The following is a 12,875-nucleotide window of genomic DNA, read 5'->3' as shown; positions in this document are numbered from 1 at the left end:
GAATTCTTTCGGCGGCGATGGTTTCCGGACCCGATGGTCCCGTGGGGATCGAACCGTCCTGAGCTCGTCGATATCTGGACACTAGGTTTGGCGTTCCCGGGTCGTCAACGTTTCGCTATCCGCGGCTATGAGAAAGCGGCGCGCCCGTGAAATGCGGAATCGTTATCCGGCGTTGTCTCGCCGGCGGGACGGGACAGCCAGCCGAGTTCCTGAGCCCGCAACGCCAGCTGAAACCTGCTGGTCGCGCCCGCCGAGCGCATCAGCCCGTTCACCTCGCGCCTGACCGTCCGCTCCGCGACGCCCAGCCGGGCCGCGATGCCGCCATCGGTCAGTCCCTCGGCCAGGAGGCTCAGCACGGCGCCGCGCCGTTGCCCGGCCCCGGTCTCCTGGGGTGGTGGAACGTGCGCGGTGCCCCACAGATGGCCGAAGATGGCCAGCAGCGTGGAGAGGTGACCGGCCCGCGTCACCAGGGTCACGGACGCCACCTCCCCAGGAGGGGGCCGCAGGCTCAGCAGCGCCACCCGCCGGTCGGCGATCACCGCCGACAGCGGGACCGAGGCCAGCGTCCTGGTCCGGGCGTACGGGGGATCGAAGGAAGGGGCCGCGAGAGGTTCGGTCTCCTCGCCGCCCCCGGCGCGCACGACGCACACCGGGCAATTCCCCTCGACGAGCAGCTCTCCCACCCGGCCGGACAGGAGGCGCCCCAGCGGATCGTCGGAGAGCACCGCCAGGACTTCCCGATACCGGCTCTCGGCCATCCGGGAAAACACTTCACGCAGTTCCTGTGGTGTGATTATCCGATCCTCGCTGCTGTTTGTATCGGCGTGGCGCATGAAAATATAATGTCATGGCTAAAGTCTCGGGACCGTCGTCGTTTCCGACTTATGGAAACGCCGGGCATGGCCGTTTTAGGACAGGCCGTTGCGCATTCCGGGGTTCCATAACTATGTTTCGTCAGCGGAACGGCCGGGATTAACGCCTTTATGGCGCTTTCGCTCGTCATCGTTTTTCGGTGCAGGTGTCACGGTGCAGACTCCGTGAAATCCGTGGAATGCGCGCGGTTCACCCTCCGAAGCCGGCGAGGGCGGCGGTGTGTCAGAGAGGAAGACCCGGCCGGCCCGGGGCCGCCACACGGCCGGTCTGACTTTCGAGCCCTCGAAGGAGGTGTCTTAATGGACCTGTCCAACATTCTTGAGCTGCAGGAGATCGACGTCGCACCCGAGTACGCCGATCTCCCCAGTAGCACCATCAGCAACAGCACCTGCTGATTCCTCCGTGTTCGCGGGGGGCGGTCTCGTGCCTCCCCCCGCGTTCGCGGTCACCGGCACACCCGGTGGACGCGGATCTCGCGGCCGGGCGCCGGGTGCAGGGTGCCCTCCCCGGGGCGGGGCACCACACTCCGTGACGGGCCGCGCGACCGCCGATGAGACGGCAAAACGCGCCGCGATCCTTTCCGATTTTCTCTCGCCTTGTGCCCCGAGAAGGGGCCGTGTTCAATTGGGCCCCATGAGCGACATCATTCTGGCGTGCGAAGGACTGCGTAAACGTTATGGCCAGATGGTCGCGGTCGACGGAGTCGGTTTTTCCATTGCGGAGGGCGAGGTCTACGGCCTGCTCGGTCCGAATGGGGCGGGAAAGACGACGACGATTTCGATGATTGTCGGAGTTGTCGAGCGCGACGAGGGAACGGTTCTCGTCGACGGGCAGCCGCACGACGCGCGGAACACGAAGACGAAAGCGCTGATCGGTTACGTGCCCCAGGAGCTCGCGCTTTACCAGGATCTCACGGCACGTCAGAACCTCTGGTTCTTCGGGCAGCTGTACGGCCTTCGAGGACGCCAGGGCAGGAGCAAGGTGGGCGAGGTGCTTGAGACGATCGGGCTGGCCGACCGCGCCGACGAGGCGGTCTCCGCCTACTCGGGAGGCATGGCCCGCCGCCTCAACATCGGGATCGGGCTGCTGAACCGGCCACGCCTGCTGATCCTGGACGAGCCGACCGCCGGAGTCGACCCGCAGAGCCGCAACTCCATCCTGGAGAGCGTGCGGCGCCTGGCGGGGGAGGGGGTGGCCGTGCTCTACACCACCCACTACATGGAGGAGGCCGAGCGGCTCTGCGACCGGGTCGGCATCGTCGACGAGGGCCAGATGAAGGCCGAGGGCACCCGCCGCGAGCTGGTGGACATGGTGGGGGAGAACGACCAGGTGGTCCTGCAGGTGGACGGCGACCTCGACCGGGTGAGGCGCGCGCTCGCCGAGCTGCCGCGGGTCCGCAAGGTGAGCGGCGAGGGCCCGCACATCGAGCTGCTCGTCGAGGGGGCGAGGGCGATCCTGCCCCGGCTCTTCGAGGCCGTGGCCGGCCAGGACGCGGCGATCCGGTCCGCGGAGGTGCGCGAACCCGACCTGGAGGCGGTCTTCCTGCACCTCACCGGTAAGGCGCTTCGGGACTGAGTGGGACGGGGCCTACGGTGCGTGGAATGATCATCATCCTGCTGAAGGACCTGCGCCAGCGGGCGAAGGACAGCACCCTGATCGTTTTCGCGATCGTGCTGCCGCTGGGCATGGCGTTCATCCTCAACGCGGTCCTGGGCGGCACGGGCGGCGACTTCACGGCCCGCTACGCGGTGGCCGACGCCGACCGCGCCGCCGGCGGCGGGTTCGTCCAGCAGGTCCTTGAGCCGATGCGCGACTCGGGCATCGTCACCCTGCGGCCGGTGGCGACGGCCGAGGAGGGACGGGCGCTGACGCAGCGCGGCGAGGTGGAGGCCACCTTCGTCATCCCCGCCGGCTTCTCCGCCGACGTGCGGGCGGGACGCGCCGCCACCCTGGAGATCATCGGAAGTGTCGCCGCGCCCGTCGCGGTCCAGGTCGCCCGCGAGGTCGGGCAGGCCTACGCGACCGGGCTGCGCTCGGTCCAGCTGGCCGTGGCCGTGGTCTCCCCCTCGGGGACGGCGCCGGACGCGGAGCGGGCCGCCCGGCTCGCGGAGCGGGCCGGCGCGCTCCCGGTGCCGGTGTCGGTGCGCGAGGACGCCTCCGCCGTACGGCGGCAGCTGGACGTCACCACCTACTACGCCGCCGGCATGGCGATGTTCTTCCTCTTCTTCGCCGTCGTCTTCGGCATCACCAGCGTCTTCGACGAGCGCAGGGCGGGGACGCTGACCAGGATGCTGGCCGCCCCGATCTCCCGGCCGGCGATCGTGCTGGGCAAGCTGCTCAGCGGCGTCCTGGTGGGCATCGTGAGCATGACGATCCTCGTCGTGGTCACCACCCTCGTCATCGGCGCCCGCTGGGGCGATCCGCTCGGCGTGGCCGCGCTGGTGGTCTCCGGCGTGCTCGCCGCCACCGGACTGATGGCCGCGCTCGCCACGTTCGCCCGTACCGCCGAGCAGGCGTCGAACTGGCAGTCGGTGGTGGCGATGGTGCTGGGCATCCTCGGCGGGGTGTTCTTCCCCAGCGCGCAACTCGGCGGGCTCACCGCGCTCGGCTATCTCACGCCGCACAAGTGGTTCATGCAGGGGCTGGCCGACCTGGCCGGCGGAGGGTCGGTGCAGGCCGTGGCGGTCCCGGTCGCGGCACTGCTCGGCTTCGCCGTACTGGGCGGCGCCCTCGCCCTGTCCCGTGTCGGAAGGATGGTGCACGCGTGAAGGCCCTCGCCATAGGGATGGTCAACCTCCGCCGGGTCTTCAGCGACCGCACCAACATCTTCTTCGTGATCGTCGCGCCGTTCCTGATGGTCTTCGTGCTCGGGCAGATGTTCGGCGTCGACCAGCAGCTGAGGCTGGGCGTGGTGAGCGGTTCGGGACCGCTGACGCAGCAGCTGGTCGGGGCGCTGGGCTCCGGCGAGCGCGTCACGGTCGAAAGGATCGGGGACGAGTCCGCGCTGCGCACCGCGGTGGAGCGCGGCGAGCTGCGGGCCGGCGTGGTCGTCCCGGCCGACTACGACGCCCGGATCCGTGAGGGCGGCCAGGTCGAGGTGCGCTACCTGACCCGGCAGCAGGATCCGGGAGCGGCCGAGATCGGCACCTGGGTCCGCTCCGTCGTCCCCCAGCAGGCCGCCCTGCTGCGGGCCGCCCGCTTCGGGCAGCAGGAGGGGGCGGGAAGCTTCGACGAGAGCCTGAGCAGGGCGGGGCAGGCGAGCGTCGCCGAGGTCCAGGTGCGCGTCACCACCACGGGCCGGAGCCTGTTCCCCGAGGGGTTCAACCCCTTCGCCGCCTCGGCTCCGCCGCTGCTGCTGCTGTTCACCTTCCTCACCTCGCTGACCGCCGCGATCGGGCTCGTCGAGACCCGGCTGCTCGGAGTGGCGCGCCGGATGTACGCGACCCCGATCTCGGCCCGCGCCATCGTCGCCGGAGAGGCGCTCGGCCGGATGGTCATCGCGCTGACGCAGGCGCTGCTGATCATGCTCGGCTCCGCGCTGATCTTCGGGGTCGACTGGGGCGACCCGCCGGCGGCGGCGGCGCTCGTCGTCGTCTTCTCCCTGGTCGGGAGCGGGGCCGCCATGCTCCTGGGGTCGGCGTTCAAGACGCCGGGAGCGGTGATCTCCGTCGCCATGATCCTCGGACTGGGGCTCGCCGCGCTCGGCGGCTCCATGCTGCCCCTGGAGTCGTTCGGCGGCGTGATGCAGGTCGTCGCCCACCTGACTCCGCACGCCTGGGCCTACGAGGCCTTCGCCGAACTGGTCAGGAACGGCGGCACCATCGTCGACATCCTGCCCCAGTTCGGTGTCCTGAGCTGCTACGCGGCCGTCCTGTTCGCCCTCGGCGTCTGGCGCCTGCGCCGTGTCCTCACCCGGTAAAGCCGCGACCATTGGAGATGACATGCGTTTCCTGCCCGATCGGGAGAACATCACTGCCGCGGTCCTCGGCCTGGGATACGTCGGCTCGTGCGTCGCCGCCGTCCTGGCCGACCGCGGCGTGAACGTGATCGGGGTGGACACCGACCCCGTACTCGTCGAGGAGCTCAACGCCGGGCACTGCCGGTTCAGCGAGACCGGGCTGCCCGAGCTCGTGGCCCGCCACGCGGGCACCGGCCGCCTGCGCGTCACCACGAGCTACGAGAGCGTCTCCGAGGCGGACGTCGTCATCGTCGCGGTCGGCACACCCACCGGTGAGCGCGGGGTGATGAAGGAGAGCCAGCTGCGCGGCGCCTGCGAGGAACTGGGCCGGCACATCAGGCCGGGCCAGCTCCTGGTGTTCAAGAGCACCGTCCCGCCGGGGGTGACCCGCTCGCTCGCCCTGCCGCTGCTGGAGCGCGGTGGCCTGGTCTGCGGTGCGGACTTCGGCCTCGCCTTCTGCCCGGAACGCCTCTCCGAGGGGACCGCGCTGCGCGAGCTGCTCAGCTTCCCCATCATCGTCGGCGGGTGGTGCGCCGACAGCACCCAGGCGGCGGTGACGTTCTGGCGCCGGGCCGTCGGGGTGGAGGTGATCCCGGTGGCCTCCCTGGAGGCGGCCGAGATGGTCAAGCTCGCCGACAACTGGTGGATCGACCACAACATCGCCCTGGCCAACGAGCTCGCCCGGCTCTGCGCCGCGCTGGAGGTCGACGTCCTCGACATCATCTCCGCGGCGAACTCGATCCCCAAGGGCAACGGCAACGTCAACATCCTGCTGCCGAGCGTGGGAGTGGGCGGCTCCTGCCTGACCAAGGACCCCTGGATGGTCTGGCGAGCCGCCAGGCAGCGCGGCATCGACCTGCTGACCATCCCGGCCGCCCGCGAGGTCAACGACTCCATGCCGCACTACACCAGCGACCTCATCGTGCAGGAGCTGGCCAAGCTCGGCAGGTCGCCGGTGGGCGCGAAGGTGGCGGTCCTCGGGCTCGCCTTCAAGAACAACACCGGCGACCTGCGCGAGACACCGGTCAGACCGGTCGTCGAGGAACTACGCAAAGCGGGCGCGGAGGTGAGCCTGTACGACCCGCTGGTCGACGGCGACGAGGCGGAGAAGCTCTTCGGGCTGCCGAGGGCCTCCTCGCTGGAGGAGGCCGTGCGCGGAGCCGACTGCCTGGCGGTGCTCGCCTGGCACCGGGAGTTCGAGGACATCGACCTCGCCGCGCTCCGCGAGCGGGTCGCCCCCTCGTGCGCGGTGGTCGACGGCCGCGCCTACTATCCGCGCGAGACCATAGAGCTGCTGCGCGAGGCCGGGTTCGCCTACCGCGGGATCGGGAGGTAGGGGCCGTGGCGAACGTGGTGGTCACCGGCGGTCTCGGTTTCCTCGGCGGTCATCTCGCCGACGCGCTCTCCCGGCGCGGGGACGAGGTGACGGTCTTCGACGCGGTCTTCGACGGTGGGCCGCCCCCGCCCGGCCGCGACGGCGGCGCCCCCCGCCACGTCGGCGGCGACATCAGGGACGCGGAGGCGCTCGCGGGCGCGATCACCGGCGACGTGGACACCGTCTACCACCTCGCCGCCGTGGTCGGCGTCGACCGCTACATCGACCGGCCGCTCGACGTCATCGACATCAACCTGTCGGGGACGAAGAACGTCCTGGAACTCGCCGAGAAGGCCGGTGCCCGGGTCGTCCTGGCCAGCACCAGCGAGGTGTTCGGCAAGAACCCGGCCGTCCCGTGGGCCGAGGACGACGACCGCGTCCTCGGCAGCACCGCCACCGACAGGTGGAGTTACTCCTCCAGCAAGGCGCTGGCCGAGCACCTGACGTTCGCCTACATGCGCCAGCGCGGGCTCGACGCCACCATCGTGCGCTACTTCAACGTCTACGGACCCGGCCAGCGGCCGGGCTTCGTGGTCAGCCGCAGCGTCCACCGCGCCCTGCGCGGCCTGCCGCCGATCCTGTACGACGGCGGCGGGCAGACGCGCTGTTTCACCTTCGTCGACGACGCGATCGAGGCCACGATCGAGGCGGGCACCGCCGCCGCGGCGCTGGGGGAGTGCTTCAACATCGGCAGTTCCGTCGAGACGACCATCCGCGCGGTGATCGAGCTCGTGGTCGAGCTGACGGGCGGGGACGAGGCGGTCCCCGTCGACCCGCGCGACGGCTTCGGCGACGCCTACCAGGACCTGTCGCGGCGCGTTCCCGACACCTCCAAGGCGCTCGCCGTGCTCGGGTGGCGCAGCACCACCACCCTGCGGGACGGCCTGGCCAGGACGATCGACTGGGCGCGGGCCAACCCCTGGTGGCTGGAGCAGCCCGACAGCGGTTCCGGCTGACCGGCGGCCTGCCTCCGCTCAGAGGCAGGCCGCGCGGGTCGCGGCGACGACCGCGTCCACCGCCCGGTCGTCGAGGTGCGGGCCGATCGGCAGGCTCAGCACCTCGTCGGCGAGCCGCTCGGCCAGCGGCAGCGATCCGGGCGCGTACCCCTCGCGGGCGTAGGCGGGGGAGCGGTGCACCGCGATCGGGTAGTGCACGAGCGTGCCGATCCCGGCGGCGGCGAGCCGCTCCTGAAGCTCCCGCCGGCGGGCGGTGCGCACCACGAACAGGTGCCAGACCGGCTCGGCCCACGGGGCCGGCACGGGCAGCAGCAGGTCGCCCACGCCCTTGAGCTCGTCCAGGTAGCGCGCGGCCACGGCACGGCGGCGATCGTTCCACTCGTCCAGCCACGCCAGCTTGACCCGCAGCGTGGCGGCCTGCATCTCGTCCAGCCGGGAGTTGGCGGCCACGACCTCGTGCCGGTACTTCTCGCGGGCCCCGACGTTGCGCAGCAGCCGCACCCGCGCCGCCAGCTCCGCGTCCCCCGTCACGACGGCGCCGCCGTCGCCGAGGGCGCCGAGGTTCTTGCCGGGATAGAAGCTGAACGCGGCGGTGGCGCCCGACCCCACCCGGCGGCCGTGCTCGCGGGCGCCGTGGGCCTGTGCCGCGTCCTCCAGGACGCGCAGGCCGTGCCTGGCCGCTATCTCCTCGACGGCGCCCAGGTCGGCGGGGTGGCCGTACAGGTGCACCGGCATGATCACCTTGGTGCGGGGGGTGACCGCCTCCTCGATCCGCGCGGGGTCCAGGGTGCAGGTGCGCTCGTCCGGCTCCACCGGCACCGGCCGCGCGCCGACCCTGGAGATCGCCACCCAGCTCGCGATGAACGTGTGGGACGCGACGATCACCTCGTCGCCCCGGCCCACGCCCATCGCGCGCAGGGACAGCTCCAGCGCGTCGCAGCCGCTGCCCACCGCCACGCAGTGCGCGTTGCCGCAGTAGGCCGCGAACTCCGCCTCGAACGCCTCCACCTCGGGACCCATGAGATACCAGCCCGAGCTCAGCACCCGCTGGAGCGCCGCGTCGAGGTCGTCCCGCAACTCCTCGTACGGGGCCCGCAGGTCGAGGAAGGGGACCTTCACGCCCCGCTCCGCGCGTCTCGCAGGAACTCGTCGTAGTCGCGGTAGTAGTCGCCCTCGTCGTAGGGCTCGGAGACCAGCCACAGACCGACCGTCCCCGGTGCGAAGTCGACCATGTCCCGCCAGACCATCGGGGTCATGTAGAGCCCCAGCCGGGGGTGGTCGAGCACGAACGTGCGCCGGTTGAAGCCGTCGTCCACCTTCACCTCGAAGCGGCCGTGCACGGCTATGATCAGCTGCCGCAGGCGGCGGTGGCCGTGCCCGCCGCGCCGGGTGCCCGGCGGCATGTCGAACATGTAGTAGGCCCGCTTGACGTCGAAGTCGATCTCCTTGCCGGACTCGACCACGCACAGACTGCCCCGAGGGTCGACGATCTCCGGAAGCTCGACGAGGCGGCATGGCTCGACCCTGCCGACCGCGAGGTCCTCGCCGCCGTTCACCGAAGAACTCATCGAGCCTCCACCCTCCCTCGGACGAGGGGTCGTTCCGCCCCGTCCCGTCTCGCCAGCGGGACAAACGCTATTTTTCGAGAACCTGGCGGTCAAGTGATTCTCGGCGCCTTGGAAGCCCTCCGGAAGAACGAATGCAATGGACTAACGAGATTTATATAATTACTCTCCGGCGAAGGCCGTGCGATCCAAAGACCGGAGGGTCGGAATATGACCAGCCTCCCCCAGATATCACATTCTCTGCGCCGGGAGAATAACGAATTCAGAGCCCGCCTCACTAAATCGTCCATGGCCAGGGACAGCGCCGTCCTGCCGCTCGCCGAGTTCAGGGAGTGGTTCGCCGAACGCCACCGCACGGAGCGCGCCGAGGTCACCAGGATCCCCTTCGCCGACCTCGACGGCTGGAGCTTCACGCCGGGCAGCGGCAACCTGGTCCACCGCAGCGGACGGTTCTTCTCGGTGGAGGGGCTGCGGGTCAGCACCCGCTCGGACCCGGCGGAGGGCTGGTCGCAGCCGATCATCAACCAGTCCGAGATCGGCATCCTCGGCATCCTCGCCAAGGAGATCGACGGCGTCGTCCACTTCCTCATGCAGGCCAAGATGGAGCCGGGGAACGTCAACTCCGTGCAGCTGTCGCCCACGGTCCAGGCCACGCACAGCAACTACGTGGGCGTGCACCGCGGCGCGGGCGTGCCCTACCTGGAGTACTTCACCCGGCCCCGGCCCGGCAGCGTGCTCGTCGACGTGCTCCAGTCCGAGCACGGCTCCTGGTTCTGGTGCAAACGCAACCGCAACATGGTCGTCGAGGTGACCGAGGACGTCGAGGTCCGCGACGGCTTTCGCTGGCTCACCATCGGCCAGCTGCAGGAACTGCTGCGTGTCGACAACCTCGTCAACATGGACTCCAGGACCGTGCTCGCGTGCGTCCCCTTCGACGGCGCGATCCTCGCCGACGGCGACCGCGAGGATTGCGATGACTTTCTGGGAGCGCTGCGCCGCTCGGTGGTGAGCGGCGGGGCCGCCCTGCACACCACCTCCAGCCTGCTGAGCTGGTTCACCGCGGCGAGAAGCAGCAAGCTCGTCGACCGCTGGTGCGTGAACCTGGAGCAGGTCACCCGCTGGAAGCGGTCCCGCGACGAGATCGCCCACGAGGAGGGAAAGTACTTCACGGTCGCCGCGGTCGCGGTGAGCGGGGCCGGCAGGGAGGTCGGCTCGTGGAGCCAGCCGCTGTTCGTGCCGGTGGGCCAGGGCGTGGTCGCCTTCGTCGTCAAGCGGATCCACGGCGTGCTGCACGTGCTGGTCCACGCCAGGATGGAGGGCGGCCTGCCGGACATGGTCGAGCTGGCCGCCACCCTGCAGTGCGCGCCCGAGAGCTACGAGGGGGTGCCCGCCGACCGGCGCCCGTACTTCATGGACTACGTGCTGAACGCCGACCGCTCCCGGATCCGCTTCGAGTCGCTGCTGTCGGAGGAGGGCGGGCGCTTCATGGGCGCGGTGATCAGATACCTGGTGATCGAGGCCGACGACGACTTCCCCGTCGAGGTGCCCGAGGACTACACCTGGGTCACCGTCGGCCAGCTGTCCGGGCTGCTGCGGCACAGCTACTACCTCAACGTCCAGGCCAGAACGCTCGTCGCCTGCCTGCAGGGACTCTGGGGAGGAGAGCGTTGACGACGACCTCACCCGTGCGCATGGGCGTGCTCTCCTGCGCGGACATCGCCTGGCGGCGCACGCTCCCGGCGATGGCGGAGGCCCCGGCCGTGCTGCCGGTCGCGGTCGCGAGCCGCGACGCGGCCAAGGCCGAGACCTTCGCCCGGCGCTTCGGCTGCGACGCGGTGACCGGGTACGGAAACCTCCTGGAGCGCCCCGACGTGGAGGCGGTCTACATCCCGCTGCCCACCGGGCTGCGCGCCGAGTGGGTCGACCGCGCGCTGCGGGCGGGCAAGCACGTGCTGGCCGAGAAACCGCTGGCCACCAGCCGTGCCGAGGCCGAGAGGCTGCTCGCCCTCGCCGAGGAGCGCGACCTGCTCCTCGTGGAGAACCTCGTCTTCCCGCACCACTCCCAGCACGAGGAGGTGGGCCGGCTGCTCGACGACGGGACGATCGGGCGGCTGCGCTCCTTCACCGGCGACTTCGGCATCCCCCCGCGCGACCCCGGCGACTTCCGCTACCGGCCGGAACTCGGCGGCGGCGCCCTGTTCGAGGTCGGCGTCTACCCGATCCGCGCCGCGCGGCTCTTCCTCGGCGACGACCTCGAGGTCTGCGGCGCGTTCCTGCGCTACGACGCCGCCAGCGGTGTGGACGTCGAGGGAAGCGCGCTGCTGTGCTCGCCCGGGGGCGTCACCGCGCAGATCAGGTTCGGGTTCGAGCACTCCTACCGCAGCTCGTACGCGCTGTGGGGCTCGGAGGGGTCGATCCTGCTGGACCGCGCCTACACCCCTCCGGACTCGATGCGCCCCGTCGTGCGGATCGAGCGGCAGGACCTCGTGCAGGAGCGGACGCTCGCCGCCGACCGCCAGTTCGTCAACATCCTGGAGTCCTTCGCGCGATCCGTGCGGGAGGGCGACGGGCAGGCCGGGCACACGAAGCCGGCCCTCGCCCAGGCCGAGCTCGTCGACGCGATCCGCGAGCGGGCCCGGCGGATAACGATATGAACATGAAAAGCGAGGAAAGTGGCCGCCGGCCGCGTCCCCGTGCCCTGATAAAACGCCCCCGCGCCTCTTTGTCTCGCACGCAGGCGGCGGGCCGCGCTGCGATTTACAGCTGATTCACCCCGTGCCATCCAGAATCGAGGAGCAAAGTATGTCTGCCACGTCGCGGTGCCGTGTCTGCGCCGGATCCCTCGCTGAATTCTTCGACTTCGGGCGCCAGCCGCTCTCCGACGCGTTCGTCCGCCCCGGCGATTTCGCGGACGAATTCTTCGTGCGGCTCGCCGTCGGGATATGCGAGGCGTGCACGATGGTTCAGCTCATGGAGGAGATCCCCCGCGACCGCATGTTCCACGAGGACTACCCGTACGTGTCCTCGGGGTCGGCCGTCATGCGCGCGCACTTCGAGAAGCTGGCCAGGCGGCTGCTCGCCACCGAGCTGACCGGCGAGGACCCGTTCGTGGTCGAACTCGGCTGCAACGACGGGGTGATGCTGAAGGCGATCGCCGACGCCGGGGTGAGGCACCTGGGGGTGGAGCCGTCCGGAGGGGTGGCGGAGATGGCGCACGCCAAGGGCATCCGCGTCCGCAAGGACTTCTTCGAGGAGACGACCGCGAAGGACATCCTCGCCGTCGACGGCAGGGCGGACGTCATCTACGCCGCCAACACCCTGTGCCACATCCCCTACATCGAGTCGATCCTGCGCGGGGTGACCGCGCTGCTCGCCCCGACCGGCGTCTTCGTGTTCGAGGACCCCTACTTCTCCGAGATCGTCGAGCGCACGTCCTTCGACCAGATCTACGACGAGCACTTCTACTTCTTCACCGTCCGCGCGGTCCAGGCGATGGCCGCACGCTTCGACCTGGAGCTCGTCGACGTCGAGAGGCTCCCGGTGCACGGCGGCGAGGTCCGCTACACGCTGGCCCACGCGGGCACCAGGACGCCGACGGCCGCGGTGGCCGAGCTGCTGGCGGACGAGAACAAGCGCAACCTCGCGGCCATGCCCACGCTGAAGGGCTTCGCGCGCAACGTCGAGCGGATCCGCGACGACCTCGTCGCCCTGCTGCGCGACCTGCGCGACGACGGCAAGCGGGTCGTGGGCTACGGCGCGACCGCCAAGAGCGCGACGGTGACCAACTACTGCGGCATCGGCCCGGAGCTGGTCCCGTTCGTCTGCGACACCACCGTCGCCAAGCAGGGCAGACTCACCCCCGGATCGCACATCCCGGTCCGCGAGCCCTCGGCGTTCGCCGAGCCGTACCCCGACTACGCGCTGCTGTTCGCCTGGAACCACGCCGAGGAGATCATGGCCAAGGAGCGCGCCTTCCGTGAGGCGGGCGGCAGGTGGATCCTGTACGTGCCCGAGGTCCACGTCGTCTGATCGCCCGCGCCCGGCCTCAGCCCGCCGTGTCGCGGTGGTGGGCGGTGAGTCTTTCCAGTTCGGGGACGAGTTGGTTGGGGCCGGGGGTGGTGAGGGTTTCCTGGCGGAGTCGTTGGGCG

Annotated in this window: 12 protein-coding genes; 9 read left to right on the top strand and 3 right to left on the bottom strand. The window is 70.4% G+C overall.

The window, feature by feature from the left end:
* Nucleotides 1-125: 125 nt before the first annotated feature.
* The gene (locus tag AB0B90_RS23975; RefSeq protein WP_350946091.1) at nt 126-758 is read right to left on the bottom strand and encodes a LuxR C-terminal-related transcriptional regulator; all 633 of its coding nucleotides are present in this window, start codon (nt 756-758) and stop codon (nt 126-128) included.
* A 414-nt stretch (nt 759-1,172) separates the two neighbouring features.
* On the opposite strand from AB0B90_RS23975, the gene AB0B90_RS23970 reads away from it, so the two are divergent.
* The 6 genes from AB0B90_RS23970 to AB0B90_RS23945 all read left to right on the top strand — a co-directional run bounded on the left by AB0B90_RS23970 (nt 1,173) and on the right by AB0B90_RS23945 (nt 7,162).
* Nucleotides 1,173-1,268 (top strand): class III lanthipeptide, encoded by a 96-nt coding sequence (locus tag AB0B90_RS23970; RefSeq protein ID WP_350946092.1) that lies wholly within the window; start codon nt 1,173-1,175, stop codon nt 1,266-1,268.
* 238 nt (nt 1,269-1,506) lie between these two features.
* Complete coding sequence (locus AB0B90_RS23965; protein ID WP_350946093.1) at nt 1,507-2,448, top strand: ABC transporter ATP-binding protein; 942 nt, start codon at nt 1,507-1,509, stop codon at nt 2,446-2,448.
* A 26-nt stretch (nt 2,449-2,474) separates the two neighbouring features.
* A complete protein-coding gene (locus AB0B90_RS23960) occupies nt 2,475-3,641 on the top strand; it encodes an ABC transporter permease (protein ID WP_362924864.1) in 1,167 nt (388 codons plus the stop codon).
* Entirely contained in the window at nt 3,638-4,792 is a 1,155-nt protein-coding gene (locus AB0B90_RS23955) for an ABC transporter permease (protein ID WP_362924862.1), read from the top strand. Before AB0B90_RS23960 ends, AB0B90_RS23955 begins: the two co-directional genes overlap by 4 nt.
* Nucleotides 4,793-4,814: 22 nt before the next feature.
* A complete protein-coding gene (locus AB0B90_RS23950; RefSeq protein WP_350946096.1) occupies nt 4,815-6,167 on the top strand; it encodes a nucleotide sugar dehydrogenase in 1,353 nt (450 codons plus the stop codon).
* Nucleotides 6,168-6,172: 5 nt separating this feature from the next.
* Entirely contained in the window at nt 6,173-7,162 is a 990-nt protein-coding gene (locus AB0B90_RS23945; protein WP_362924860.1) for an NAD-dependent epimerase/dehydratase family protein, read from the top strand.
* An 18-nt stretch (nt 7,163-7,180) separates the two neighbouring features.
* Here AB0B90_RS23945 and AB0B90_RS23940 read toward each other — a convergent pair whose 3' ends face one another.
* Together AB0B90_RS23940 and AB0B90_RS23935 are read right to left on the bottom strand one after the other, a co-directional pair.
* The gene (locus tag AB0B90_RS23940; RefSeq protein ID WP_350946098.1) at nt 7,181-8,281 is read right to left on the bottom strand and encodes a DegT/DnrJ/EryC1/StrS family aminotransferase; all 1,101 of its coding nucleotides are present in this window, start codon (nt 8,279-8,281) and stop codon (nt 7,181-7,183) included.
* Nucleotides 8,278-8,730 (bottom strand): FdtA/QdtA family cupin domain-containing protein, encoded by a 453-nt coding sequence (locus AB0B90_RS23935; RefSeq protein WP_350946099.1) that lies wholly within the window; start codon nt 8,728-8,730, stop codon nt 8,278-8,280. The genes AB0B90_RS23940 and AB0B90_RS23935 overlap by 4 nt, the downstream gene beginning before the upstream one ends.
* Nucleotides 8,731-9,015: 285 nt before the next feature.
* On the opposite strand from AB0B90_RS23935, the gene AB0B90_RS23930 reads away from it, so the two are divergent.
* The 3 genes from AB0B90_RS23930 to AB0B90_RS23920 all read left to right on the top strand — a co-directional run bounded on the left by AB0B90_RS23930 (nt 9,016) and on the right by AB0B90_RS23920 (nt 12,756).
* A complete protein-coding gene (locus AB0B90_RS23930; protein WP_350946100.1) occupies nt 9,016-10,398 on the top strand; it encodes an NDP-hexose 2,3-dehydratase family protein in 1,383 nt (460 codons plus the stop codon).
* On the top strand, nt 10,395-11,381 hold the full coding sequence (locus tag AB0B90_RS23925; RefSeq protein ID WP_350946101.1) for a Gfo/Idh/MocA family oxidoreductase: 987 nt from the start codon (nt 10,395-10,397) through the stop codon (nt 11,379-11,381). Before AB0B90_RS23930 ends, AB0B90_RS23925 begins: the two co-directional genes overlap by 4 nt.
* 148 nt (nt 11,382-11,529) lie before the next feature.
* Complete coding sequence (locus tag AB0B90_RS23920) at nt 11,530-12,756, top strand: class I SAM-dependent methyltransferase (protein ID WP_350946102.1); 1,227 nt, start codon at nt 11,530-11,532, stop codon at nt 12,754-12,756.
* Nucleotides 12,757-12,875 lie beyond the last annotated feature (119 nt).

The organism is Streptosporangium sp. NPDC049078 (assembly GCF_040648855.1).
Classification (GTDB): Bacteria; Actinomycetota; Actinomycetes; order Streptosporangiales; family Streptosporangiaceae; genus Streptosporangium.
The sequence above is the reverse complement of the archived record's forward strand: the minus strand, read 5'-3'. Positions and strand labels throughout refer to the sequence as shown.

Bases quoted from the DNA above. Each gene is read 5' to 3' on its own strand.
- AB0B90_RS23975 (WP_350946091.1), bottom strand. From the start codon at position 758: ATGGCCGAGAGCCGGTATCGGGAAGTCCTGGCGGTGCTCTCCGACGAT.
- AB0B90_RS23960 (WP_362924864.1), top strand. From the start codon at position 2,475: ATGATCATCATCCTGCTGAAGGACCTGCGCCAGCGGGCGAAGGACAGC.
- AB0B90_RS23935 (WP_350946099.1), bottom strand. From the start codon at position 8,730: ATGAGTTCTTCGGTGAACGGCGGCGAGGACCTCGCGGTCGGCAGGGTC.
- AB0B90_RS23950 (WP_350946096.1), top strand. From the start codon at position 4,815: ATGCGTTTCCTGCCCGATCGGGAGAACATCACTGCCGCGGTCCTCGGC.
- AB0B90_RS23970 (WP_350946092.1), top strand. From the start codon at position 1,173: ATGGACCTGTCCAACATTCTTGAGCTGCAGGAGATCGACGTCGCACCC.
- AB0B90_RS23930 (WP_350946100.1), top strand. From the start codon at position 9,016: ATGGCCAGGGACAGCGCCGTCCTGCCGCTCGCCGAGTTCAGGGAGTGG.
- AB0B90_RS23920 (WP_350946102.1), top strand. From the start codon at position 11,530: ATGTCTGCCACGTCGCGGTGCCGTGTCTGCGCCGGATCCCTCGCTGAA.
- AB0B90_RS23965 (WP_350946093.1), top strand. From the start codon at position 1,507: ATGAGCGACATCATTCTGGCGTGCGAAGGACTGCGTAAACGTTATGGC.